This window comes from Citrobacter sp. XY323 (genome assembly GCF_025106035.1).
Classification (GTDB): domain Bacteria; phylum Pseudomonadota; class Gammaproteobacteria; order Enterobacterales; family Enterobacteriaceae; genus Citrobacter; species Citrobacter braakii.
In genome coordinates this window covers 585,714-609,770 of the sequence record NZ_JANYUK010000001.1, presented here as the reverse complement: position 1 = coordinate 609,770, position 24,057 = coordinate 585,714, and the positions used below count along the sequence as shown (strand labels likewise).

Genomic DNA, 24,057 nt, shown 5'->3' with positions numbered 1-24,057 from the left:
GGCATCATGCTTAAGCACTTATCAGAAAATCGGGTATTAATTGATCTGGTCTGGAGCTACGAGCCCACCTCTCACGAACCTTATTATCTTGACTGGCTGGCACATATACGGCGAACCCATCGCCAGTTAACGATCTTGTCGGATGAAGGGGAAATGGTTACGGGTTTCTGTACTAAACACTCCACCTTATATGAGCCTTTCGCTCTGTGGATGAAAGCCCTGTACGGTAACGGTATTTATTACTATGAGCAGGCGGAAAGCTACTATTTCCTGATTATCTCGCACGGTGTTCCCGTTTCGGGCAGCGACCGTCTGGTCTCCAGACGCTTCTGGATGAAGCTGAAAGAGCAACTGAAAGAATCGCCACAGTATGCGGATCTACCGTTAATTCAGTTAACGGAACAGCACATTGAGGCGGTGATTGAAGGCTGTACTGAACATCAGCGGCGGCAGAAAAAGCGGCGACAGATGATGATCGGCGCTCTGATAGCAGGCGGCATCGTATTTTTACTGGTGTTTATGACACTACTGAAATTATTTATAAAAGGATGAGAACGTGGCGGTCTCTGAAAATCTCTATTTCTGGAAGCGTCGTAATATAGGGGGCGGTTCTACCGGGCGAGGAGGTAATATTATCGTCTGGGTTGTTACGCTACTGATTTTATTAGCTGGCGGCGGCGGATCGGGCTATTACTATTTTATCTGGAAACCGGAGCAGGAACGATTGGCCAGAGTCCAGGCTGAACAGGCTGCCCGCCAGCAAAAAATCAAAGCTATCGAAGATTTTTATCGCAACTCGCTCACGGGCGGCAGCATTTCTGATGCCAGCCTGCTGCTGGAGCAGCTCTTGCTGGCGAATAAAAAACTGTCGCAGGTGGGCTTTGCGCCAAAAAGTATTGAATGTACCAGTACGGGCTGTTCACTCAGCTATGCGCTGAATCCAGGGCGGATATTTAGCGTGGCCGATATTAATCTCTGGGGCAAAACCTGGTCGCCCAGTTTTTCAAAAAACACGCTGGACTATACGGGCATTGAGTCCGAGATGAATAAACACCCGTGGCTCAGCGCGTGGCAGAGTAAAAAAACGGTCAATCTGCCGGTCTGTACCGATGTATTAAGTTATATCAGCACCTGGAACTCATTAGGCGGACGAAATACCGAACTGGTATTAACGGGGATGCCCTCCTCTGCCGTCGGGCAAAATGAAAGCGCGCTGAAAAGTGCGGTAACGTCATTCGGCATGCTGTTCGCCGGTTGGACGATCACCTCACCGACCAAAATGGATTTCTCAGGCGTGTCGTTGGTGTTGAATAAACAACCCTTTGCCGACGCGTTTATTATCAAATCAATCGTATTCAATGAAAACTCAACGCTCGTTACCGGAGGACTGGCATGCAAAAAGGGAAATTAATCATTGCGGGAATAGTGTTGACGCTTTCACCTGCTCTTTACGCCGCAGATACGGCAGAAATCATCCCCGCGCAGCAGGTTGTGCAAGCGGAAGGCACGCCGCCGTTAAGCGACGTATCGCCGATGCAGGATCACGTTGTTGAGATGATAGAAAAAGATTTCAACTTCGAGAGCCAGTACCGCGAGCTGGCGAATCAGCTTGCGCTGGAAAAAGTCCGCAGCGAGCTGCGTAAGCTGCGCGGTGAGAAAAAGGCGGATAGCGTAGCGGTTATGCCGATGAGCACCGCCAGCACAATGGATGATATTAGCGCTTCCCCAGGAGCAACGTCAGAATCTGCGCCAGGGCTGCGGCCGCTGCTGATTTCCGAAATCGCGGGCCAAAAACGCGTGGCGATTGCCGGCGCCGACGGCGGCGTGAAGATGGTGCCGCTGAATCAGCGTTTTAGCTACGGCGGTTATGACTATATTGCGCGTCATAACAAGGCAAATGACGTGACGGTCGAGGTTGTGGGTAAGTGATCGATTATATCCAGTTTAACGAGGAGAACATTCATTCTCAGGAGTGGCAATTCCAGGAGTATGACGGCGATATTCTGGTTGCTGAGCATGCGGATGAAGCCTGGTTACTGGTATCCACGCCTTTGATTGATAATCTGGCACCAATGCAGGCGGTGTGCCACCGCCTGCAGGTTTCCCATAATATTCAGGTTAAGGGAATAGCGCAGGTTACTGAGAAAAATTATTACCTGATCGTTGAACAACTGCTGTCGGCGGGAAGTAAGCTGCTTGAGCAGGAAAGCAGTAACACACAGCTTGCGCTGGAAGAGATGCTGAAAAAGGCCGTGGGGTTAAAGGCCAGCGACCTGCATATCACCCGTAATGATATGGTGGCGAATATTGAGCTGCGCATTAACGGCGTGCTTTGTCCGTTTATACAGATGAAGGCGTCACGCTGCGATGAGCTGGTGTTCGTGCTCTACAACGTTGAGGCAAGCACCCGCGACACCACCTGGAACCGCAATATTGCGCAAAACGCCAATATCCTCTATTCGCTGGCGGGGAAAAGCTACCGCTTCCGCTATGCGCACTATCCGATATTTGGCGAGACCAGCGATTGCTATCACGCGGTATTGCGTATTATTCCATCGGGTCTGGACAGAGCCAGCGTCGCGAGCCTGGATAAGCTTGGCGTTTCCGATGAGGAAATTAGCGACCTCAAAAAGATCCTGAGTAACCCCTACGGCGCATATATTATTGCCGGAACAACCGGTTCGGGAAAATCCACCACCCTGAAAAATCTGATGGAGTGGATGCAGATCAACCGCTACGACAATCGCGGCTGTTTTCTGACCGTAGAAGATCCGGTCGAATATCAGATCTATGGCGCGACGCAAAGTTCGGTATTAAGCGGCGAGTCAGGAGGATTCCATTCGGCGATCAAATCCTCGCTGCGTCGCGACCCGGACGTACTGATGGTGGGGGAAATTCGCGACAATATCTCTTCTAACGCGCTGGCCGGGGCGGTGGAAAGTGGTCACTACTGCTTTACCACCGTGCACGCAGGCAACATCGTTTCGTTATTGCAACGCTTATCCGCGCTCGGTATTACCAGCGATAAGCTTTCAACGCCGGGCTTTATTGCGGGCTTACAGTGCCAGAAGCTAATACCGGTACTGTGCCCGCAGTGTAAAACGTCGTTACAGACCACCGCCATTAAGGGACGCGAGTTCCAGCTTTATGAAAAAAACGCTGAAGGCTGTCCGGTCTGCAAACACACCGGTATTGGCGGACGCCAGTTGGTGATGGAGTATTTGCTGCCAGTGTATGACGAGCTGGAGGCCATTGCTGAACAGAAGTGGCTTAAAGTTTATACCGTCTGGCGCGCGAAGCGATTAAAACAGACCGGCCTGAGCGAAGGATTCGAAATTAAAGAAAAAACGATGGCGGCGGTACTTCAGGGACGCGTGTGCGCGACCTGGTTTCAAATGGAATTTGGGCAAGTCGTTCAGGAAGAGCTGGAGGTAATAGTTGAAAAAATTCGGTAAGAAACAGCGTATTTATCTTTATCAGTTTTGCGCAGACATGATTAACGCTGAACTTCCGCTATATGACGCGTTGCAAAAATTACGCGCGGAAGGGGAAAAACTGCTCGGCAAAGGATTTGCTAAACGTCTGGAAGAGCTAACTGCGAAAATGGCGAAAACCACCTCCATTGCGATGGTTTTCGAGGGGCTGGTCCCTGAATCTGAACTGAGCGTGATTAACGCGGCGGAGCGCAGCGGCAGCCTGGCCGACGGCTTTATCACCCTGGTAAACGTGATTAATTATAACGACGAGCTGCGCAAGAAAATCGTCGGTGCCATCACCTTCCCGCTCATTATGCTGGTCCTGTCGCTGGTGGTGATTGCGGGTTATGCCTATAAGGTGTTCCCGGCTTTTGAAAGTGTTGTACCGGTTGAAAAATGGCCTGGCGTCACCAGCGCGCTCTATATTTTTGGGATGGCGCTGTGTAAAGGGCTGTGGATATATATCCTCGTTGGTTTTATTGCGCTGGTTACCGTGATCAAAATAGCAATGGGCAAAATGACCGGGAATATTCGTAATCAGTTTCTTGACCGGATTATGCCTTTCTCAACGTATAAGCAGTTGACTGCCTCTATTTTTCTCAACAACCTGGCGCTGATGTTAAAAAACGGCATTCCACTCAACGATGCGCTCAGCATTATTAACCTGAACTCCAGCCGCTGGCTGCGCTGGCACCTGGCCGGGATGCAGAAGAAAATGGCGGCGGGCGTCAGCTATGGGGAGGCGCTCAACTCGGGTTTACTGAACACGGAAACGCTGCTCAATATCAGTCTTTACGCCGCGCTACCTTCGTTTAATGAGGTGCTGCTGGCGGTATCGAATAAATCACGTGAACACATTCGGGAATATATCACTAAACTTTCCGGGTTATTAAAAGCGCTCTCCACGCTGATATTAGGCGGTTGCGTAATATGGGTTTTTGCCGCGTTGTTTTCGCTCAGCGACAAGCTGGCGGCGATGGGCGCCAGCGGTTCTTTTTAGGAAAATTAAATCATGGATCTATTAATGCCATGGATGGTGGCTATTTTTATCCCACTTGGATTGCTGTTTGGCAGCTTAGCCAACGTGATTATTTATCGTCTGCCGCTGATGCTTGGCGTAATAGATGAGGATGATTCAGAAGGGGCGGCTGTTAATTTGTGGTGGCCGCCGTCGCACTGCCCTGCCTGTAAATCGGATATTAAGCCCTGGGATAATATTCCGGTTCTCAGTTGGCTGTTACTGAAGGGCAAATGCCGCCAGTGCGGCATTGCGATCCCGGTTATTTATCCGATTTCTGAACTGGCGATGGGGTTGGTATGGGGGGCGCTGGCCTGGTTTTACCTGCCGCAATGGTCTCCTCAGCTCGCGCTGGCATATGCGCTGTTGTTTATGGTGCTCTACAGCGCGGCGGTTATCGATTTTAAACATCTGATTCTGCCGGACGCGCTGGTCTTCACCGTGCTCTGGGGCGGGCTGCTGCTTGCCGCATCGGGCTACTCCATGGTGCGGGTGAAGGACGCAGTTTACGGCGTCGCCGCCGCCTGGCTGCTGCTGTGGGGCGTGATGAAGCTGTGGGAGACGTTGTGCAAACGCGACGGTCTGGGCTACGGCGACGTCAAGCTCTACGCCGCCTGCGGGGCATGGCTTGGCTGGCAGCGCCTGCCGGAATTACTCTGCTTTTCGGCGCTGGCCGGGCTGCTGTTTTACGTCTGCGTGCGGTTCTTTTATACGCAAGAGGATGACAAACATCGCTTTTATATTCCGTTCGGTCCGGCTATCGCGCTGGTCGCGTTTTTACTGCTGCTCTGACGGGGGTCGATCGTGTCGTGTCTGATATGGAGCGTATGGCTAACAATAGCGCCGCTGGCGACGACCAGCTGCGAGCAGGCCTGGCAGCAGGCTTTCGTTCCGTCATTACAGGTGGCGCAAGTGTGGTCAGAAGAGAACCTGCAGATATCGTCCAGCGCTGCGGCGGTGGTTGATGATAACGCGCCGGTACGCTTTATCTGGCCCGTGGCAAAGCGCCAGATCAGCTCAGGATTTGGACAACGCCTGCACCCTGTGCTGGGGCGCATGATGCAGCATAAAGGGATGGATATTCCTGTGCCATTCGGCAGCAGCGTGCATGCAATTGCCGACGGCGAAGTGGTGGAGAGCGGCTACGGTCGCGGCACCGGATACTTTATCACTCTCCGTCATGCAGACGGCTGGCTGAGCCGCTATTTTCATCTCGCCTCTGCGCGGGTGCGTAAGGGCGAAAAGCTGACGGCGGGCGAAGAGATCGCCGCATCCGGCAGCAGCGGTTTTAGCACAGGTCCGCACCTGCATCTGGAAATTGCCTGGCGGGGCGTGGCGCTCGACCCGCAGCCCTTGCTGAACAACACCCCGCTGCTGGCGCGCGCCGGGCGGGCGTCCACGGAAGAAAAATCCGACGCTCAGCCTCGGGTGGTGCTGGTTTCTCAGGGACCGGGCGGAACCCGGATTACCGTACGGTTTAACAACAAAACGCGCACCGTGGCACCAGGTAGTATGGTGTTTGGCAACTATCAGGTCGTGCTGTTGCGCAGTGGTAAATATCAGATTATTTCCGCTGTATAACAAGGAGCTACACAATGGAAAAAAAGAAAAGGATCGCTTTATCGGCGGGGTTGCTGGCGGCAGCGCTGCTTTTTAACCCTGGTGTGTTGGCAAGTGACGACACTCAGGAGCCAGAGAACAGCAAAGGGCATTTTGGCTTTCTGCCTCCGCAGCCACCGCTGAAACTGCCGGGATCACATTATTTTCTCGTTAAGGTTTCGAGTGATTTTAACAGTCTGGGTATGCCATCGCCTGGACGCTATCAGACCACAGGCGTGAATGTTTACTGGAAAACCAAGGGAATCGATCAGGAGCGGGGGCGTCCGCGATTTTCTTTTATTGGACCAAATCTGCCAAATTGTCCATTTTCGTCCAGTGCGCCCTGTAGCGTTACTTTGGCTAATGCTGATGGCGATAATGAGGACACCGTTGATGGTAAAAAACTGTATCAAATAGGATCAACGGAGCATCTGGAAGGGTTAGTCTGGGTTTATTCTAACACCGGTGCGACTAATGGAAACGATTGGTTTGGTTCCCCCTCACAGAACGAGGACTTTCATTGCTACGACCCAGCGCTATATCGTACTGATTATAGCAGGAGAACGCGATTTTTTCGGGGGTTTTATTGGGGATTTAAAGATTGCGGAAATAACATAGAAAACAAAGCAGACATCGTGTTCGATTCTAATGGTCAGTTTGTTCGCACGACTGAGCCTGATAATGATGTCCAGCTTTCTGCTATGTTCAATACGCAAGATCCAGAACTCTGCGAAGATGCGGGTTCCTTATACTGTGGTGGTTATCAACGCCCCGGTACTGCGGGAGGTAAACCCAGCGGCTATATCTATATCCCCAGTAATAATCTGGAGTATATGATTATTGAGGTAATGGGGTTTGAAGCTAGACTGGGTAATCCAGGTGCTCAGTATACTTTCCCCATTATAGCGATGAAATATACCAGCGTGAGTCCAGAAAACTATGAGATGGAATTTCTCTCAACGCATGACTCGGACAATTCGAATCCGCCCCCCATCCTGAAATCGTTTTATCAGAAAGGTTTTACCTCTTTCAGAAACATGAATCCAGAGGCATCCAACCTCCACTTGAATGAACCGGAACGTAACGACAGCGACGGATACGGTCGCATTTTGGATTTCAGAAATATTGACTATCTGGAGGTGGACATTAAATCTGTCGCCCATATGGAGATACATGGTGACCCCCCCATGGCAAGGGATAATTACACGGGTTCGGGTAGGGGCGGAGTCGGGGTTAGTCTTCGCAAATATGACTGGAAATGTTCAGAAGGCCCTGAAGTAGTCCCTGACGGAGCAGAGCTTAATGGGGCAACAGAAGAGGAATACCTTAAGGCTAATTGTGCCTACAAGATGCGCTATTAATTGCTGACCGGCGGCGTCTGCGCCGTATGAGTTAATTTTTTCCCCGCGAGGTTCACACGGATGTGAACCTCGCTTTTTATCTTTGAACAGGCTTTTCCTGTTCTGACTGGTGGCGTTAGTACGCGTTCACCACGACCCACATCGGGCCCTGCCCTACCGCATAACGCCCCTTCTCTGCCAGCAGCCCCTGCTCGCCAGCAATCTCATACACCGCGATATGGTGCGATTTTTGCCCGGCGGCAATCAGGTATTTACCGCTGTGATCGATATTAAAACCGCGCGGCTGAACTTCAGTAGGCTGGAAACCCTCTTTGGTCAGCACGCTGCCATCTTCAGACACGCTAAAGATCGTAATCAGGCTGGCGGTGCGGTCACAGGCGTACAGATGACGACCATCCGGTGTAATGTGAATATCCGCTGCCCAACGGGTATCAGTGAAATCAGCAGGCATCATATCCAGCGTCTGCACACACTCAATCTTGCCGTACGGATCTTTCAGCGCCCAGACGTCAACGGAGCTGTTCAGCTCATTCACACAGTAGGCAAATTGCTTATTCGGATGGAACGTCATATGACGCGGGCCAGCACCTTCAACGGTGGTCACTTCTGCCGGTTCCTGCGCCACCAGATGTCCATCATCGCTTACCTCAAACAGACAGATACGATCCTGTTTCAACGCCGGAACCCACAGGATACGGTTATCCGGTGAGATGTTGGCCGAGTGGCAGCCGTCCAGACCTTCAACCACGTCAACCTGTTCCACCGGCAGGCCATCTTCCAGACGCGTGACGCTCACGCTCCCGGCGTTATAAGAGCCGACAAACACGAAACGTCCCTGATGATCGGTAGAAATATGCGTCGGGCTACCCGGCAGCGCAGACTCCGCCGCGAAGGTCAGCGCACCGTCATCAGGCGCAATGCGGTAAGCCAACACGCAAAACTCCGGGCGCACGCCAACATAGAGGTAGCGCTTATCCGGGCTGACGACCATCGGCTGTACCTGACCCGGCACATCAACCACCTGCGTCAGCGTCAAAGAACCATCATGATTCAGGCTCCAGACGTGGATTTGCTGACTTTCAGGGCTGGCGGTATAAACGGTTTGCTTCATGAATACTCCTTTGCTTTTTGGCAGGTGGCTGCAATTGCCTGACACACGCCTAAGGTAGACGCTTTTAACGGTGAATGCTTAATTAAGGCGCAGAATTTTGTCCGGCTCCCGTCTCGGTGTACCATTCCAGCAGACAAAATTCTCAACCTTAATCTGGAAATAACTATGACCGCACGCGTGATTGCCCTGGATTTAGACGGTACCCTGTTGACCCCGAAAAAAACCTTGCTGCCATCCTCTGTTGAAGCGCTCGCGCGCGCCAGAGAAGCAGGATACCAACTTATCATTGTCACAGGTCGCCATCACGTTGCTATTCATCCTTTTTATCAGGCACTGGCGCTGGATACACCTGCAATTTGCTGCAACGGCACCTACTTGTATGATTATCAGGCAAAAACGGTACTGGAATCCGATCCCCTTCCGGTAAACCAGGCATTACAGCTGATCGAAATGCTGGATGAACATCAGATCCACGGGCTGATGTATGTGGATGAGGCCATGCTGTATGAGCGCCCAACCGGGCATGTGGTGCGTACCGCTAACTGGGCGCAAACCCTGCCGCCGGAACAGCGCCCGACCTTCACCCAGGTACCTTCGCTGGCGCAGGCCGCACATGACGTTAACGCCGTCTGGAAATTTGCCCTCACCGACGAAGATATTCCGAAACTGCAGCAGTTTGGTAAGCATGTTGAACAGCAGTTGGGGCTGGAGTGTGAATGGTCCTGGCACGATCAGGTCGACATTGCCCGTAAAGGCAACAGCAAAGGGCGACGCCTTACCCAGTGGATTGAAGCACAGGGCGGGTCAATGGAAAACGTCATTGCCTTTGGTGACAACTTTAACGATATCAGCATGCTGGAAGCCGCAGGTACCGGCGTGGCGATGGGTAATGCGGACGACGCGGTCAAAGCCCGCGCCAACATCGTAATTGGTGACAACACCACCGACAGCATCGCGAAATTTATCTACTCCCACCTGCTGTAATCACGCGGTAATCGATACGCTCTTAATTTGCGCGTACAGCCACAGGCCAGGTTTGATACCCAGTTCATCCCTGGCCCACGGGCTGATCCTCGCCCACAGCGTTTTACCGCCCACTTCAAGCTGAACCTCCACCTGACCATTATCGTCATAGCACTGCGCGACTTTCGCCCGCAGCACGTTACGAATACTGGTCTGCTGCGGCGGTTGAAGCACCAGCGAAACATCAGATGCCTGAATACGAATACGCAGCGCAGTTTGCAGCGGTTGATCCAGCTTATTGACCCATAGATGCTGATCGCCAAGCGCCAGTGCAGTCATTGCGTAATGTGGATGATGTTCCAGCACGCTGACTTTCAGAATGCTGCTTTGCTGTTCCTTTGGTAGCCACGGGTGCATCACGCTGCTGCCCCAGACATCTTCCAGCGAACCGAACGCTTTGACCTGCCCGTTTTCCAGCACCATCACTTTGTCTGCCAGGTGCAAGATTTCATCGAGCGAGTGGCTGACGTAGAGCATCGGAATATTAATTTCACGCGCCAGGCGTTGCAGGTAAGGCAACAGTTCGCGCTTACGCGGGATATCCAGCGAGGCTAACGGCTCATCAAGCAACAACAGTTCCGGCGCGGTAAGCAGCGCCCGACCGATGGCTACGCGCTGTTTTTCACCGCCAGAAAGCCCGCCGGGCAGACGGTCAAGCAGCGATTCAATGCCCAACAGGGCCACCAGCTTATCAAACTGTCCGGCCATACTTTTCGCCATACCGTAACGCAGGTTGCCGCGCACTTTATAATGCGGAAACAGGCGCGCATCCTGGAAAACATAGCCCACCCGGCGTTTTTCGGGCGTTAAACAGATACCGTTCTCGACGTCGTTCAAAACCCGTCCGTTAAGCACGATGCGCCCGGACTGCGGCTGCGTCAGGCCGCTAATGGCGTTAATCAGCGAGGTTTTACCCGCGCCGGAAACGCCAAAAATAGCGGTGATCCCACTGGCTGGCAGCGTTTCGTTAAGCGTCAGGCAATGCGTCCCCAGCGTCTGGGAGAAATTAAGTTCCAGCATGATTACCGCCCCGTCCGTTCACGGCTAATACGCGCCAGCCATTCAGAAATCAGCAGTGAAATCAGCGCTAACACAATAGAAATGATACATAACCTTGCCGCCGCGCTTTCGCCGCCGGGGGTCTGGATCAGGGTATACATCGCCGATGGGATAGTGCGGGTTTCGCCAGGAATATTGGAGACAAAGGTAATCGTTGCGCCAAATTCCCCGAGGGAACGCGCGAACGCCAGCACCGTACCGACAATAATGCCAGGTAGCATCAGCGGTAAAGTAATCGTGACAAATACGCGCCAGCGTCCAGCGCCCAGCGTGCGGGCCGCCTGCTCCAGCTTGACATCGACACCTTCCAGCGCCAGACGAATAGCCCGTACCATTAGCGGGAAAGACATCACCGCCGCAGCCAGTACCGCACCGCGCCAGCTAAAGGCAAAGGTAATGCCAAACCAGTCGTACAGCCATTCGCCAATGAATCCGCGGCGTCCCATGGCGACCAACAGCAGATAGCCCACCACGACCGGCGGCAGTACCAGCGGCAAATGCAGAACGCTGTCGAGCAGCGCTTTGCCCGGGAACTTGCATCGCACAAGCAGCCAGGCAAAGAAGATCCCAAACGGCAGACTAAACAACACAGCCAGGGAAGAAACTTTCAGGCTCAGTATAACGGCCTGCCATTCAGGATCGGTCAGTATCATTACTTGGTCGTAAATCCATAACGTTTAAAGATTTCAGCAGCCTGCGGTCCTTTCAGGTAATCATAGAACGCGCTGACCGTTGCGTTTTTGTGCCCATCAACAATTGCGATAGGGTATTCCACTTTTTTGTGTGAATCTTCCGGGAAAGTCGCAACAACTTTTACGCCCTTGCTGGCGACAGCATCGGAACCATAGACGATCCCCAGCGGCGCTTCGTTACGCTCTACCAGCGCCAGCGCACCGCGCACATCTTCGGCAGGTGCCAGTTTCGGGGCCAGGGTATCCCATGCCCCCAATTTTTGCAGCGCTTCTTTAGCATAAATGCCCGCCGGAACATGTTCCGGATCGCCAACGGCCAGACGCCCACCATTTAACAAACGGGTCCAGTTGGTTTTGCTGTCGATGGTGAAGTCTTTCTGCGCACTGTCTTTCGGTGCGACAACCACCAGGCTGTTACCCAACAGCGTTTCACGCGTGGCGGTATCAATCGATTTTTTGTCTACTGCGTAATCCATCCATTTCTGATCGGCAGAGATAAACAGATCGGCCGGAGCGCCTGCTTCAATCTGTCGCGCCAGCGTGGAAGAAGACGCAAAAGAAGAGACAACGTCAACGTTCTTCTCTTTTTTGTATTGCGTCGCAATATCCTGCATCGCGTTAGTCAGTGAAGCCGCTGCGAAAACAGTAATTTTTCCTTCATCCGCCAGCGCATGCCCGGCAATAGTAAGAGAAAGTGTTGCCCCGGCAAACAAGCGTAACCATGTACGTGCCATCTGTAACTCCTTTGCGTTTCGTTATGTAGTCGCAAATATAACGAGTAAACCAGGATTTTCCCAGTGGTTATTGATACCAATTTGAGGTTACACGAAGAAAATATCGGCAGGGAAAGCAGGATCTTGAGAAACGGTAGACTGAGAAAACGGGTTGGAAGGCATAAAAAATATAAACGCCCGACTGAGCGGGCGTTTGGGGAATCAATGATTCTGTCTGGACTGGTCTTTTTGACCGATACCGGAGAAAATGTTGAACACTTCACCCAGTCCGTAAATCAGACCCAGAATGATGGCCATTACCACAGGTACCATGATTACGGCGAATACCAGACTTTTCAATAACTCTAACATGGTCAACTCCAGATGTAGTCCTTAGCTGTATTCTAACCACATAACGCAGAAAAGCACTCCCCTTTTGTGCGGTCGGCTTTGCTCAGGCACGGTTTTCCGTCACAATACCCTTTTTTGCCAGGAGCTTGTGATGCAGGCCGAAATCCTTCTTACGCTGAAACTTCAGCAAAAACTGTTTGCCGATCCCCGTCGCATTTCTCTGCTTAAGCATATTGCGCTTTCCGGCTCTATCAGTCAGGGCGCGAAGGATGCAGGTATTAGCTACAAAAGCGCCTGGGATGCGATTAACGAAATGAACCAACTCAGCGAGCAGACGCTGGTTGAGCGCGCCACAGGCGGCAAAGGCGGCGGCGGCGCGGTATTAACGCGCTACGGCCAACGCTTAATCCAGTTGTATGATTTGCTGGCGCAGATCCAACAAAAAGCCTTTGATGTTTTGAGCGATGACGATGCGCTACCGCTCAATAGCCTGCTGGCGGCTATCTCTCGATTTTCACTGCAAACCAGCGCCCGTAACCAATGGTTTGGCACAATCACCGCCCGCGACCACGATCAGGTCCAGCAGCATGTGGACGTCCTGCTGGCCGATGGCGAAACGCGCCTGAAAGTGGCGATCACTGCGCAAAGCGGCGAGCGTCTGGGTCTTGAGGAAGGCAAAGAAGTACTGATTCTGCTGAAAGCGCCATGGGTGGGAATCACTCAGGACGACGCCATCGCTCAGGCCGCCGATAACCAGTTGCAGGGCACGATTAGCCATATTGAACGCGGTGCGGAACAGTGTGAAGTGCTGATGACGTTACCAGACGGCCAGACGCTGTGCGCCACCGTTCCGGCCCAGGACGCCGCAACGTTGCAAGAAGGCGCTAACGTCACCGCCTGGTTTAATGCTGACAGAGTGATTATCGCCACGCTGTGCTGAGTAGATTGACATCAGCCTGAAGAACACGTATCCCTGTTATTAATCGCTGCAAATAATGGGATACAAAATGTCATCGTTGCAAATTTCGCAAGGCACGTTTCGTCTTAGCGACACAAAAACGCTCCAGTTAGATGCGTTGACGTTAAACGCGGGTGATAGCTGGGCGTTTGTTGGCGCTAACGGGAGCGGGAAATCCGCGCTGGCCCGCGCACTGGCGGGAGAGCTGCCGCTTCTGAAAGGCGAGCGCCACTGTCAGTTCACGCGTATTACCCGACTCTCCTTTGAGCAGCTACAAAAGCTAGTCAGCGACGAGTGGCAGCGAAACAACACCGATCTTCTTAGTCCCGGTGAAGACGACACCGGGCGCACCACCGCCGAAATCATCCAGGATGAGGTCAACGATCCCGCCCGCTGCGCTGCGTTGGCGCAGCAGTTTGGCATTTCTTCCCTGCTCAACAGGCGTTTCAAATACCTTTCCACCGGTGAAACACGTAAAACCCTGCTCTGTCAGGCGTTAATGTCCGCGCCGGATTTACTGATCCTTGATGAGCCCTTTGACGGGCTGGACGTGGCGTCACGCCGTCAGTTAGCAGAACTGCTCGCTGAGTTGCATCAGGCCGGCTTTACGCTGGTGCTGGTACTTAACCGCTTTGATGAAATTCCCGAGTTCGTGCAGTTTGCTGGCGTACTTGCCGATTGCACACTGACAGAAACCGGCGCAAAAAACGACCTTCTGCAACAGGCATTAATCGCTCAGCTTGCCCATAGCGAGCGGCTGGAAGGAATTCAGTTACCTGAACCGGACGAGCCTTCGGTGCGCCGTACGTTGTCAGATAACGAGCCGCGAATTGTGCTTAACGATGGCACGGTCTCGTATAACGATCGCCCTATCCTTCACCATTTGAGCTGGCAGGTAAATCCGGGGGAACACTGGCAAATCGTCGGCCCCAACGGAGCGGGAAAATCAACTCTGCTCAGTTTAATCACCGGCGATCACCCCCAGGGCTACAGCAACGACCTGACCCTGTTTGGCCGTCGCCGTGGCAGCGGTGAAACTATCTGGGATATCAAAAAACACATCGGCTACGTCAGCAGCAGTCTGCATCTGGATTACCGGGTGAGTACCACAGTTCGCAACGTTATTCTCTCTGGTTATTTTGATTCAATCGGCATCTATCAGGCCGTTTCCGACAGGCAGCACAAGCTGGTGCAACAGTGGCTGGATATCCTTGGCTTCGATAAACGTACCGCGGATGCGCCATTTCATAGTCTTTCCTGGGGACAGCAGCGGCTGGCACTGATTGTTCGCGCGCTGGTTAAACACCCGACGTTGTTGATCCTTGACGAGCCTTTGCAAGGGTTAGATCCGCTCAATCGCCAACTGATTCGCCGTTTTGTGGATGTGCTAATCGGTGAAGGTGAAACTCAACTGCTGTTCGTCTCTCACCACGCCGAAGATGCCCCAGCCTGCATTACCCATCGACTGGAGTTTGTGCCCGAGAACGACATCTACGCCTATCGACTAACATCTCTGCGTTAGTTTTCATTGCAGGGCGTTTATCACGCCCTTTTTTTCTGCTTTTTTTCAGACAAACGCTGAAATAACAACCCAACATAATGATTTAAAATAGAAAAATCATTACAAATGCGTGAAACCCACGGAGTGTAAACGATTCCACTAATTTATTCCATGTCACACTTTTCTCATCTTTGTTATGCTATGGTTATTGCATACCATAGGCTTAACGGAGCGAATTATGAGAGTATTGGTTACAGGTGGTAGCGGTTACATTGGAAGCCACACTTGCGTGCAGTTGTTGAAAAACGGTCACGAGGTGGTGATCCTGGACAATCTCTGCAACAGCAAACGCAGCGTTTTGCCCGTCATTGAGCGTTTAGGTGGCAAGCAGCCGACCTTCGTGGAAGGGGATATCCGTAACGAAGCGCTGATAACCGAAATTCTGCACGATCATGCCATTGACACGGTCATTCATTTTGCGGGTTTAAAAGCCGTTGGAGAATCCGTTGCCAAGCCGTTGGAGTACTATGACAACAACGTCAATGGCACCCTGCGTCTGGTGAATGCAATGCGCGCCGCCAACGTGAAAAACTTCATTTTTAGTTCCTCCGCAACCGTCTATGGCGATCAGCCGCAAATTCCTTACGTTGAAAGCTTCCCCACCGGCACGCCGCAAAGTCCGTACGGCAAAAGCAAGCTGATGGTAGAACAAATCCTGACCGACCTGCAAAAAGCACACCCCGACTGGAGTATCGCCTTACTGCGCTACTTTAACCCTGTTGGTGCTCATCCGTCGGGCGATATGGGGGAAGATCCGCAAGGTATTCCCAACAACCTGATGCCTTACATCGCACAAGTTGCCGTGGGCCGCCGCGAGTCCCTTGCCATATTTGGCAACGACTACCCAACTGAAGATGGCACCGGCGTTCGCGACTACATCCACGTGATGGATCTCGCCGACGGCCACGTCGTCGCGATGGAAAAACTGGCGGGCAAACAGGGTGTGCATATTTACAACCTCGGAGCAGGCATCGGCAGCAGCGTACTGGACGTGGTCAACGCCTTCAGCAAAGCCTGCGGTAAACCCATTAATTACCATTTCGCCCCGCGCCGTGATGGCGATCTTCCAGCTTACTGGGCAGATGCCAGCAAAGCCGATCGCGAGCTTAACTGGCGCGTGACCCGCACACTGGATGAAATGGCACAAGACACCTGGCACTGGCAGTCACGCCACCCGCAAGGATATTCGGATTAAGGACCAATCATGACGCAATTCAATCCTGTCGATCATCCACATCGCCGTTTTAACCCGCTTACCGGGCAGTGGATCCTCGTATCACCGCATCGCGCCAAACGCCCGTGGCAAGGGGCGCAGGAAACCCCGTCTAAGCAGGTACTGCCTGCACATGACCCGGACTGTTTCCTGTGTGCTGGCAATACGCGCGTTACCGGTGATGTAAATCCGGATTACACCGGGACCTATGTTTTTACCAATGATTTTGCGGCGCTGATGTCCGATACCCCGGACGCGCCGGACAGTCACGATCCGTTGATGCGTTGCCAGAGCGCGCGCGGGACCAGCCGCGTAATTTGCTTCTCGCCCGATCACAGCAAAACGCTGCCAGAACTCAGCATCCCTGCGCTGACAGAAATCGTAAAAACGTGGCAGGAGCAGACCGAAGACTTAGGGAAAACCTATCCCTGGGTGCAGGTATTTGAGAATAAAGGCGCGGCGATGGGGTGCTCGAACCCACACCCGCACGGTCAAATTTGGGCCAACAGCTTTTTGCCCAACGAAGCTGAACGTGAAAATCGCCTACAGAAAGCATACTTCGCCGAGCAGGGCGCGCCGATGCTCGTTGATTACGTCCAGCGTGAACTGGCAGACGGCAGCCGTACGGTCGTTGAAACTGAGCACTGGCTGGCGGTTGTCCCTTACTGGGCCGCGTGGCCGTTCGAAACGCTGCTGCTGCCGAAAGCGCATGTGCTGCGTATTACCGATTTGACCAACGAGCAGCGTGCTGACCTGGCGCTGGCGTTGAAAAAACTGACCAGTCGTTACGACAACCTGTTCCAGTGCTCATTCCCCTACTCCATGGGCTGGCACGGTGCGCCGTTTAACGGTGAAGAAAACGAACACTGGCAGTTGCACGCGCACTTTTACCCGCCGCTGCTGCGTTCCGCGACCGTGCGTAAATTTATGGTCGGTTATGAAATGCTGGCAGAAACCCAGCGAGATCTGACCGCAGAACAAGCGGCTGAGCGACTGCGTGCGGTCAGCGACATCCATTTTCGCGAATCCGGAGTGTAAATAATGAGTCTGAAAGAAAAAACACAATCTCTGTTTACAGAAACGTTTGGCTACCCTGCCACCCATACTATTCAGGCACCGGGTCGTGTAAACCTGATCGGCGAACATACCGATTATAACGACGGCTTCGTTCTGCCCTGCGCCATCGACTATCAAACCGTCATCAGTTGCGCGGCGCGCGACGATCGAAAAGTACGCGTCATCGCCGCTGATTACGACAATCAGGTTGATGAGTTCTCTCTCGATGCGCCGATTATCGCCCACGACAGCCAGCAGTGGTCAAACTACGTGCGTGGCGTGGTAAAGCATCTGCAAAAGCGCAATAACGCCTTTGGCGGCGCGGATCTGGTGATCAGCGGTAACGTCCCGCAGGGTGCGGGCTTAAGCTCTTCTGCCTCACTGGAAGTCGCTGTTGGTACGGTATTCCAGCAGCTCTATCATCTGCCGCTCGACGGCGCGCAGATTGCCCTGAATGGCCAGGAAGCTGAAAACCAGTTTGTCGGTTGTAACTGCGGCATCATGGATCAACTGATCTCCGCACTTGGCAAGAAAGATCATGCGCTGCTGATCGACTGCCGTACGCTGGGCACCAAAGCCGTTTCTATGCCTGAGGGCGTAGCGGTGGTGATCATCAACAGCAACTTTAAACGCACGCTGGTCGGTAGCGAATACAACACCCGTCGCGAACAGTGTGAAACCGGCGCGCGTTTCTTCCAGCAGCCAGCGCTGCGTGATGTCAGCCTTGAAGCGTTTAACGCTGTCGCCCACGAGCTGGATCCGATTGTTGCCAAACGCGTGCGCCACGTCATCACGGAAAATGCGCGTACCGTTGAAGCCGCGCAGGCACTGGAAAAAGGCGACCTGCTGCGCATGGGCCAGCTGATGGCGGAATCTCACGCCTCAATGCGCGATGACTTTGAAATCACGGTGCCGCAAATTGATACGCTGGTAGAGATTGTCAAAGCGACCATCGGTGATAAAGGCGGTGTGCGTATGACCGGCGGCGGCTTCGGCGGCTGCATCGTGGCGCTGATCCCGCAAGATTTGGTTCCTGCCGTACAGCAGGCTGTCGCCGCACAGTACGAGGCAAAAACCGGTATTAAAGAAACATTCTACGTCTGCAAACCTTCACAAGGAGCCGGACAATGTTAAACGAAATCCCCGTGCAGGCTCCGGACGGTCAACCGTTTCGCCTGCTCACCCTGCGCAATGACGCAGGGATGGTAGTCACGCTCATGGACTGGGGCGCGACCCTGCTCTCTGCGCGTATTCCGCTTAGCGATGGTAGCGTGCGCGAAGCATTACTCGGCTGCGCCAGTCCAGAACAATACCCGGAACAGGCTGCATTTCTGGGGGCTTCGATTGGCCGCTACGCGAACCGTATCGCCAACAGCCGCTATACCTTTGCTGGTGAAACCGTTGAATTACTGCCAAGTCAGGGCAATAACCAACTGCACGGCGGACCAGACGGTTTCGACAAACGTCGCTGGCAGATAGTCAATCAGAATGACCGTCAGGTGCTGTTCGCCTTAACGTCTGACGATGGCGATCAGGGCTTCCCAGGCCATCTTTGCGCCACCGCGCAGTATCGCCTGACGGATGATAATCGTATTTCGATAACTTATCGTGCCACGGTCGATAAACCCTGCCCGGTGAATCTGACGAATCACGTCTATTTTAACCTCGACGGCGATAAAACGGATGTGCGCCAGCATAAGCTGCAAATTCTGGCGGACGAGTACTTACCGGTTGACGAAATGGGTATCCCGCATGATGGACTGAAATCCGTCGCCGGTAGCACGTTCGATTTCCGCACCCCTAAAATCATCAGTAGCGAATTTCTGGCCGATGACGATCAGCGCAAGGTGAAAGGCTACGATCACGCCTTCTTGCTTCAGGCACAGGGCAACGCGCGTACGCCGGTCGCTCAGTTGTGGTCACAGGATGAAAAACTGCAAATGGTGGTCTACACCTCGGCCCCGGCATTGCAGTTTTACTCCGGTAACTTCCTCGGTGGTACGCCTTCCCGCGGGCCAGAGGCCTACGAAGACTGGCAAGGCCTGGCGCTGGAAAGTGAATTTCTGCCGGACAGCCCGAACCACCCTGAGTGGCCACAGGCGGATTGCTTCCTGCGTCCGGGTGAAGAGTATGCCAGCGTGACGGAATATCAGTTTATTCCAGCCTGATGTCGTCCTCAATGTAAAATGCCCGGCGATGTAAACCGCCGGGTAATACATCACAGATCGCGATAGGTTCCCAGCCGGAATCCCAACTCCACCACTGCACGTTGCAGTGCAGGCGAAGTCAGTACCTCCAGTTCATCCAGTCGCGGAAAACAATAACTGCTGGCCATCCCTGTTTTGTCGATAAAAGCAGGATGACACATCAGCTCGACAGATTGTTCATCACCCAGTGTTGCCCGTCTTAGCGCTTCAAGAACGAAGCGATCAGAGACATTTTCAGCATAAAAATCATTGATAAAGCGTTCAACTCCGCGTACCCCTTGTACCGGGATATTGTGCTGCCGGATCGCCTGCCAGTCGAGGCGTACTGGTACGCCTTTTTTACGTGCAAAATCTGACACATGCTGCCAGACCTGAGGAATAAAATGGACATGATGATGGCTATCAATATGGGTTGGCTGACGCCCAAAAAGCGAGACAAAGCGGTCAAACTGCTGGTGTAATTCAGCCACAATATCCTCATCCGCCAGTGAGCCCTGTTTTGCTACCTCCCACACCCATTTCCCTAAATGACCTTCTCTCACCAGGGAAGGCATCGCGGACAGTGGCCTGCCATAACTGAGAACAAAATGTAAACCAACACCTAGCAAGGGATAATCAGCGCTGATCTCCGCCGCATGTTCGATACCCCCGGCATTCATCATTGCTGTCGTTGAGGTAACTAAGCCATGGCGATGTGCCGCAATAATGCCGTAATTTACCCCCGGGCTTAGTCCAAAATCATCGGCATTAACAATCAATAATTTCATCATGTCGCTGGTCCTTTGGTTGATTGTCTGGTTGCAGGAATAAGTGAAAAGCATCAGCAAACTGGGGCAAGTACTGTTGATTAGCCAGCAGCATTTCCCGCGCCAAAACTTCAGCGCCCAGGTCTGAATTCACCAATGGATTAAGATTCAACGCCAGCAAAATGTCGTTAAACTGACCGCTCAGGGATGCATGTGAAGCAGCGATTTCAAACGCTTTTATGGTGTGGATCAACCCCAGTACTTTCTCATCAAAATGCGTAATACGCGGGTGCGGTGTAGCGCCATGCTTACCCAGCAAACAGGTCATTTCTACAGCCCAATCCGCTGGGATATTATCAATATGTCCATGATGCGGTACATTAATATAATGTTCAGTTTGCTTATCGTTATAAATAGCATTAATTACTTCGCAAGCCGCATCTGAATAGTAAGCTCCTCCACGGGCTTCAAGTTCCGCAGGTTTAGTATCCAACTGAGGATTTTTATAGATTTCAAATAGCTGTTTTTCCAACTTCTGAACTATCTGTGCGCGAACGTTACCTTTGTAATACTCACCTATTTCTATCGCCAACATCTCTTTATGTTTGAAATAATAGAGAAGATATGAACACGGTAGTAAATTAAGTGAACGCAACAAACCTTCACTAAACGGTAGACTATAAATATTTTTGACCGAACTGCCGCCAATCGTTCCCGAAGCAACCCGTTCCATTACCTCAGCAAAACGTGATTGCCCATTTACCCAAACATCACGAATGAAAACCAAATGATTCAACCCAAACAGATCAAGAGAAACGTCATCTTGTTTGGTTAACGCCAATAGATCTTCTAACAACATCCGCATTCCTATCGGGACATTGCAGACACCAATAAAACGTTTAAAATCGGTATAGCGATATACAGCTTCTGTTACCATTCCTGCAGGGTTGGTAAAGTTAATAATCCAGGCCTGAGGACAAATATTCTGTACATCTTGCACAATATCTAAAATAACAGGTATTGTACGTAGCCCCTTGAATAGCCCACCGGCACCATTGGTCTCTTGCCCCAGATACCCCTGTGACAACGGTATACGCTCATCCTGTTCACGTGCCTTTAGCTGCCCAACTCGAAATTGTGTAGTAACAAAATCCGCATTTTGTAACGCTTCCTGCCGGTTAAGACTTTTATGGATGGTCATCGGCACGCCCGCCTTCGCCACCATACGCTGGCATAACGCGAAAATGATATCGAGTTTGGCTTGACCTTCTTCAACATCCACCAGCCATAACTCGCTGACAGGTAACTCGTGATAGCGCTTAATAAATCCATCGAGCAATTCCGGAGTATAGCTACTGCCTCCCCCAATGGTGACTACTTTTAATTTTTTCATTTCGACTCCTGAAAGCAGTCTCCTGCAATCTGTTGTTATTTACTTAACTCACTAGCGCCTGATACCAAAAGTGCTAATGATTGGTGTTGACCAACTGCCTGCGATAATTACCCGGCGTAAATGATGTCAATTTTTTAAAATTATTAATAAAAATCCCTGGGCTACTGAAACCTGCTTCAAAAGCAATATCCGTCACAGAAAAATTAGTTGTCTCCAACTGCTTCTTACAATAATCAATACGAATATCATTAATTATTTGCCCAGGTGTTTTCTGGTAATAACGATTTGTTGCACGCGTAAGATACGATTGGGTTTTTCCGGAGAGTCTGACCATATTATTTAATGCCTGATCTGCAAACATTGATTTTTTGTGCATTTCTCTTATCAGTTGAGATAACCAGCCGGGCACGGAATCTGACCGTGGATTGTCTTCATAATGCTGTAGCCGATTGACGATATAAAAAGTAAGTAATTTATTGAATTCATCGCACTCGCTCTGATGTACGCCCAACGTTGATAATGTAGATTCTATGCAGGTCAAAAATGCATTTGACATCGTATAACGTTGTGATGCCACAAAACATGAGGGCAGCATATTCAAATAATGTTCATCAAAATAGCACTTACTGACTCCCATATTTAAAATGCGAGTAACACCGTAATCATAAAAAGTTTGATGATATGACCCCACAGGAATAAACACAAAATCACCACGCTCCATTATAACGTGTTTACCATTAATCTCCTGACAACAACTTCCCGTCAGCACAAGGGTAAACTCATAATAATCATGCTGGTGTAATCCACTAATACTCTCCGTTTTATCAAGGATAAAGAAGTAAAAATCCTTACCCTTTAAAAACTGATTTTCATGAACGGTGTTAATTTCCATGGTAGTTCCTCATTAAAACTTCAAAGCATTAGCGATATCTTCCTCGCTCTCTTCCTCATCAATAACGTTTTGCGCTTTATTAGCAATCACAACAAATGGCAGATAAATTATCGTTGCCATGGCAAGATTCACTAATGCCATAATCAAAGCAGCAACACTACCATTTGAATTGAAAAATGCTCCCAGTCCAGGCGGCATCGTCCACGGTGCAAAGTTTGTGGATGGAGGGATAATACCTAATGAATACACCAGCAGGGTGATTCCCGCCAGGATTGGCTGAATAAGCACAAAGGGGATCATCAACACTGGATTCATAATGATTGGCAAGCCAAACAAAATAGGCTCGTTAATATTAAAGAGTCCCGACGGCAGCGCCATTTTGGCCACCTGACGATAATCCGCACGGCGCGAGGCAATAAAAATGGCAACAATCAGACCAAGCGTCGCTCCCGTTCCCCCAAGGTAAACATACGATTCCAGCATTGGGCCTGTCCAAAAGTGGAAGCTTTTACCCGCGGCCAGTGCTGCATCGACAGAACCAAAATGGGTGTAGGTCTCCATGTTTTCCATTCCCCACGGACCGAGGATACCGCTATTCAGCGCAGTTAGCGCCAGGCCTCCGTGCACGCCGAAAAACCAGAGTAATGAATTAAATATGACATATGCCCATCCCACAATACTGTCAAGTGACGCCAGTGGAGTGGAGATCGAATTAATAATCACCTGGTGGAAATGAGTACCCGCCAGAGAAAGCCCCCATGATATGAGCCCCATAATTAAAAGAATGATGAAACCGGGGAGCAAAGCAGTAAATGAACGAGAGACTGACTCCGGTACGCTATCGGGTAGCTTGATAACCCATTGACGGCGGATAATAAAAGCAAACATCTCAGCAACGACCAGACCTATTACAATCCCTGAGATAATATTCGCGCCGCCAAGCCAGTTTGCGCCAATGGCACTCGCCTGCTCTACGGTAAATGGTGTTACGGTCATAAAAGACGCGATTGATAATAAGCCAGCGGCCAGAGCATCGACTTTACGCTCTTCAGCAAGTGCCATACCAATAAAAAATGGTGTCATTAATGACATTATCCCCAGCGTGCCGTTATAAACGCTGCCACCAATGACTTTTAATTGTTCCAGAGAAGCAATTGTTCCTCCATCCAGCCGCACCCCCATTGACCAGAAGAATGATCCTTCACCAAAATTAAGTAGCACATTGTTAATAAGAACAAACATTGCCCCAACCAGCGTTAAAGGCATTAACCTGATAAAGCCATTTTTAATGGCATTGACATGTACCTGTTTTCCCAGTTTTACGGCAACAGGTAAGATCACCCTTTCCAGAGAGCTTATTGCACCTGACATGATAAATATCCTCAAATATGAAATCTGATAAGGAAATAAATTATTGTGAAATTCTTTGACGGAAAATTAATCGTTCGAACATTTACTCAGAAATTATGAATAGCATACTTGAAGACATTCAAAGGCAGTAATGAGTAAGGTACTTGAATTCCGTTTGATTGACTTTTTGGTATGAGGATTTTCACATTTTGAACAATTTTCAGGCTCTGCATTCACTGAAAATCTCGCCCCTTTACTCTCGGGCGCTCAGTCACTCA

At 51.2% G+C, this 24,057-nt stretch carries 24 protein-coding genes; 15 read left to right on the top strand and 9 right to left on the bottom strand.

Annotation, left to right across the window (positions count from 1 at the left end; all coding sequences use genetic code 11):
• The first annotated feature begins 6 nt into the window (after positions 1-6).
• The 8 genes from N0B36_RS02860 to N0B36_RS02825 are packed head-to-tail and all read left to right on the top strand — an operon-like array spanning position 7 to position 7,454.
• Positions 7-552, top strand: coding sequence for a hypothetical protein (locus tag N0B36_RS02860; RefSeq protein ID WP_047497822.1), 546 nt, complete (start codon positions 7-9; stop codon positions 550-552).
• A 4-nt stretch (positions 553-556) separates the two neighbouring features.
• Entirely contained in the window at positions 557-1,411 is an 855-nt protein-coding gene (locus tag N0B36_RS02855; RefSeq protein ID WP_200079509.1) for a hypothetical protein, read from the top strand.
• Entirely contained in the window at positions 1,393-1,929 is a 537-nt protein-coding gene (locus N0B36_RS02850) for a hypothetical protein (protein WP_047497815.1), read from the top strand. Before N0B36_RS02855 ends, N0B36_RS02850 begins: the two co-directional genes overlap by 19 nt.
• Positions 1,926-3,455 (top strand): ATPase, T2SS/T4P/T4SS family, encoded by a 1,530-nt coding sequence (locus N0B36_RS02845; RefSeq protein ID WP_409065450.1) that lies wholly within the window; start codon positions 1,926-1,928, stop codon positions 3,453-3,455. The genes N0B36_RS02850 and N0B36_RS02845 overlap by 4 nt, the downstream gene beginning before the upstream one ends.
• On the top strand, positions 3,439-4,476 hold the full coding sequence (locus tag N0B36_RS02840; protein WP_047497804.1) for a type II secretion system F family protein: 1,038 nt from the start codon (positions 3,439-3,441) through the stop codon (positions 4,474-4,476). The genes N0B36_RS02845 and N0B36_RS02840 overlap by 17 nt, the downstream gene beginning before the upstream one ends.
• 12 nt (positions 4,477-4,488) lie before the next feature.
• Complete coding sequence (locus N0B36_RS02835) at positions 4,489-5,286, top strand: A24 family peptidase (protein WP_047497801.1); 798 nt, start codon at positions 4,489-4,491, stop codon at positions 5,284-5,286.
• Between the two features lie 12 nt (positions 5,287-5,298).
• Complete coding sequence (locus N0B36_RS02830) at positions 5,299-6,075, top strand: M23 family metallopeptidase (protein ID WP_259686039.1); 777 nt, start codon at positions 5,299-5,301, stop codon at positions 6,073-6,075.
• Positions 6,076-6,089: 14 nt separating this feature from the next.
• Positions 6,090-7,454 (top strand): hypothetical protein, encoded by a 1,365-nt coding sequence (locus N0B36_RS02825; RefSeq protein ID WP_200079508.1) that lies wholly within the window; start codon positions 6,090-6,092, stop codon positions 7,452-7,454.
• 115 nt (positions 7,455-7,569) lie between these two features.
• Here the strand turns inward: N0B36_RS02825 and pgl are convergent, their stop codons facing one another.
• Entirely contained in the window at positions 7,570-8,565 is a 996-nt protein-coding gene (gene pgl / locus N0B36_RS02820) for a 6-phosphogluconolactonase (RefSeq protein WP_259686038.1), read from the bottom strand.
• A 165-nt stretch (positions 8,566-8,730) separates the two neighbouring features.
• On the opposite strand from pgl, the gene N0B36_RS02815 reads away from it, so the two are divergent.
• Complete coding sequence (locus N0B36_RS02815; protein ID WP_019076314.1) at positions 8,731-9,549, top strand: pyridoxal phosphatase; 819 nt, start codon at positions 8,731-8,733, stop codon at positions 9,547-9,549.
• On the opposite strand, the gene modC is transcribed toward N0B36_RS02815, so the two are convergent.
• The 4 genes from modC to N0B36_RS02795 all read right to left on the bottom strand — a co-directional run bounded on the left by modC (position 9,550) and on the right by N0B36_RS02795 (position 12,424).
• Positions 9,550-10,608, bottom strand: coding sequence for a molybdenum ABC transporter ATP-binding protein ModC (gene modC / locus N0B36_RS02810; protein WP_016152328.1), 1,059 nt, complete (start codon positions 10,606-10,608; stop codon positions 9,550-9,552). It lies immediately after the preceding gene.
• Between the two features lie 2 nt (positions 10,609-10,610).
• Entirely contained in the window at positions 10,611-11,300 is a 690-nt protein-coding gene (gene modB, locus N0B36_RS02805; protein ID WP_016152327.1) for a molybdate ABC transporter permease subunit, read from the bottom strand.
• The gene (gene modA / locus N0B36_RS02800; protein WP_259686037.1) at positions 11,300-12,073 is read right to left on the bottom strand and encodes a molybdate ABC transporter substrate-binding protein; all 774 of its coding nucleotides are present in this window, start codon (positions 12,071-12,073) and stop codon (positions 11,300-11,302) included. Before modA ends, modB begins: the two co-directional genes overlap by 1 nt.
• A 201-nt stretch (positions 12,074-12,274) precedes the next feature.
• Positions 12,275-12,424 carry an AcrZ family multidrug efflux pump-associated protein gene (locus tag N0B36_RS02795; RefSeq protein ID WP_003023026.1) on the bottom strand — a complete coding sequence of 50 codons (150 nt, stop codon included), beginning with the start codon at positions 12,422-12,424 and terminating at the stop codon, positions 12,275-12,277.
• Positions 12,425-12,554: 130 nt separating this feature from the next.
• Here N0B36_RS02795 and modE point away from each other — a divergent pair, with 130 nt between their 5' ends.
• The 6 genes from modE (at position 12,555) to galM (ending at position 19,359) form a co-directional block, all read left to right on the top strand.
• Entirely contained in the window at positions 12,555-13,343 is a 789-nt protein-coding gene (gene modE / locus N0B36_RS02790) for a molybdenum-dependent transcriptional regulator (protein ID WP_016152325.1), read from the top strand.
• Positions 13,344-13,410: 67 nt separating this feature from the next.
• Positions 13,411-14,883, top strand: coding sequence for a molybdate ABC transporter ATP-binding protein ModF (modF, locus tag N0B36_RS02785; RefSeq protein WP_200107566.1), 1,473 nt, complete (start codon positions 13,411-13,413; stop codon positions 14,881-14,883).
• A 217-nt stretch (positions 14,884-15,100) separates the two neighbouring features.
• Positions 15,101-16,117 (top strand): UDP-glucose 4-epimerase GalE, encoded by a 1,017-nt coding sequence (gene galE, locus N0B36_RS02780; protein WP_016152323.1) that lies wholly within the window; start codon positions 15,101-15,103, stop codon positions 16,115-16,117.
• Between the two features lie 9 nt (positions 16,118-16,126).
• Positions 16,127-17,173, top strand: coding sequence for a galactose-1-phosphate uridylyltransferase (gene galT, locus N0B36_RS02775; protein WP_181626319.1), 1,047 nt, complete (start codon positions 16,127-16,129; stop codon positions 17,171-17,173).
• A 3-nt stretch (positions 17,174-17,176) separates the two neighbouring features.
• Entirely contained in the window at positions 17,177-18,325 is a 1,149-nt protein-coding gene (galK, locus tag N0B36_RS02770) for a galactokinase (RefSeq protein ID WP_047359465.1), read from the top strand.
• Complete coding sequence (galM, locus tag N0B36_RS02765; RefSeq protein ID WP_019076309.1) at positions 18,319-19,359, top strand: galactose-1-epimerase; 1,041 nt, start codon at positions 18,319-18,321, stop codon at positions 19,357-19,359. The genes galK and galM overlap by 7 nt, the downstream gene beginning before the upstream one ends.
• A gap of 50 nt (positions 19,360-19,409) precedes the next feature.
• Here the strand turns inward: galM and chbG are convergent, their stop codons facing one another.
• The 4 genes from chbG to chbC form a co-directional block, all read right to left on the bottom strand.
• A complete protein-coding gene (gene chbG, locus N0B36_RS02760) occupies positions 19,410-20,168 on the bottom strand; it encodes a chitin disaccharide deacetylase (RefSeq protein WP_049282663.1) in 759 nt (252 codons plus the stop codon).
• Positions 20,146-21,537 carry a 6-phospho-beta-glucosidase gene (locus N0B36_RS02755; RefSeq protein ID WP_052137983.1) on the bottom strand — a complete coding sequence of 464 codons (1,392 nt, stop codon included), beginning with the start codon at positions 21,535-21,537 and terminating at the stop codon, positions 20,146-20,148. The genes chbG and N0B36_RS02755 overlap by 23 nt, the downstream gene beginning before the upstream one ends.
• Positions 21,538-21,610: 73 nt before the next feature.
• Positions 21,611-22,429: a transcriptional regulator ChbR gene (chbR, locus tag N0B36_RS02750; protein ID WP_047497788.1), complete on the bottom strand. Its 819-nt coding sequence runs from the start codon at positions 22,427-22,429 to the stop codon at positions 21,611-21,613.
• A 12-nt stretch (positions 22,430-22,441) separates the two neighbouring features.
• Complete coding sequence (gene chbC, locus N0B36_RS02745) at positions 22,442-23,800, bottom strand: PTS N,N'-diacetylchitobiose transporter subunit IIC (RefSeq protein WP_259686036.1); 1,359 nt, start codon at positions 23,798-23,800, stop codon at positions 22,442-22,444.
• Positions 23,801-24,057 lie beyond the last annotated feature (257 nt).

Coding starts and splice junctions, on each gene's coding strand:
- N0B36_RS02860 (WP_047497822.1), top strand. CDS start 7: ATGCTTAAGCACTTATCAGAAAATCGGGTATTAATTGATCTGGTCTGG.
- N0B36_RS02850 (WP_047497815.1), top strand. CDS start 1,393: ATGCAAAAAGGGAAATTAATCATTGCGGGAATAGTGTTGACGCTTTCA.
- N0B36_RS02835 (WP_047497801.1), top strand. CDS start 4,489: ATGGATCTATTAATGCCATGGATGGTGGCTATTTTTATCCCACTTGGA.
- N0B36_RS02825 (WP_200079508.1), top strand. CDS start 6,090: ATGGAAAAAAAGAAAAGGATCGCTTTATCGGCGGGGTTGCTGGCGGCA.
- pgl (WP_259686038.1), bottom strand. CDS start 8,565: ATGAAGCAAACCGTTTATACCGCCAGCCCTGAAAGTCAGCAAATCCAC.
- N0B36_RS02815 (WP_019076314.1), top strand. CDS start 8,731: ATGACCGCACGCGTGATTGCCCTGGATTTAGACGGTACCCTGTTGACC.
- modC (WP_016152328.1), bottom strand. CDS start 10,608: ATGCTGGAACTTAATTTCTCCCAGACGCTGGGGACGCATTGCCTGACG.
- modB (WP_016152327.1), bottom strand. CDS start 11,300: ATGATACTGACCGATCCTGAATGGCAGGCCGTTATACTGAGCCTGAAA.
- modA (WP_259686037.1), bottom strand. CDS start 12,073: ATGGCACGTACATGGTTACGCTTGTTTGCCGGGGCAACACTTTCTCTT.
- N0B36_RS02795 (WP_003023026.1), bottom strand. CDS start 12,424: ATGTTAGAGTTATTGAAAAGTCTGGTATTCGCCGTAATCATGGTACCT.
- modE (WP_016152325.1), top strand. CDS start 12,555: ATGCAGGCCGAAATCCTTCTTACGCTGAAACTTCAGCAAAAACTGTTT.
- modF (WP_200107566.1), top strand. CDS start 13,411: ATGTCATCGTTGCAAATTTCGCAAGGCACGTTTCGTCTTAGCGACACA.
- galE (WP_016152323.1), top strand. CDS start 15,101: ATGAGAGTATTGGTTACAGGTGGTAGCGGTTACATTGGAAGCCACACT.
- galT (WP_181626319.1), top strand. CDS start 16,127: ATGACGCAATTCAATCCTGTCGATCATCCACATCGCCGTTTTAACCCG.
- galK (WP_047359465.1), top strand. CDS start 17,177: ATGAGTCTGAAAGAAAAAACACAATCTCTGTTTACAGAAACGTTTGGC.
- galM (WP_019076309.1), top strand. CDS start 18,319: ATGTTAAACGAAATCCCCGTGCAGGCTCCGGACGGTCAACCGTTTCGC.
- chbG (WP_049282663.1), bottom strand. CDS start 20,168: ATGATGAAATTATTGATTGTTAATGCCGATGATTTTGGACTAAGCCCG.
- N0B36_RS02755 (WP_052137983.1), bottom strand. CDS start 21,537: ATGAAAAAATTAAAAGTAGTCACCATTGGGGGAGGCAGTAGCTATACT.
- chbR (WP_047497788.1), bottom strand. CDS start 22,429: ATGGAAATTAACACCGTTCATGAAAATCAGTTTTTAAAGGGTAAGGAT.
- chbC (WP_259686036.1), bottom strand. CDS start 23,800: ATGTCAGGTGCAATAAGCTCTCTGGAAAGGGTGATCTTACCTGTTGCC.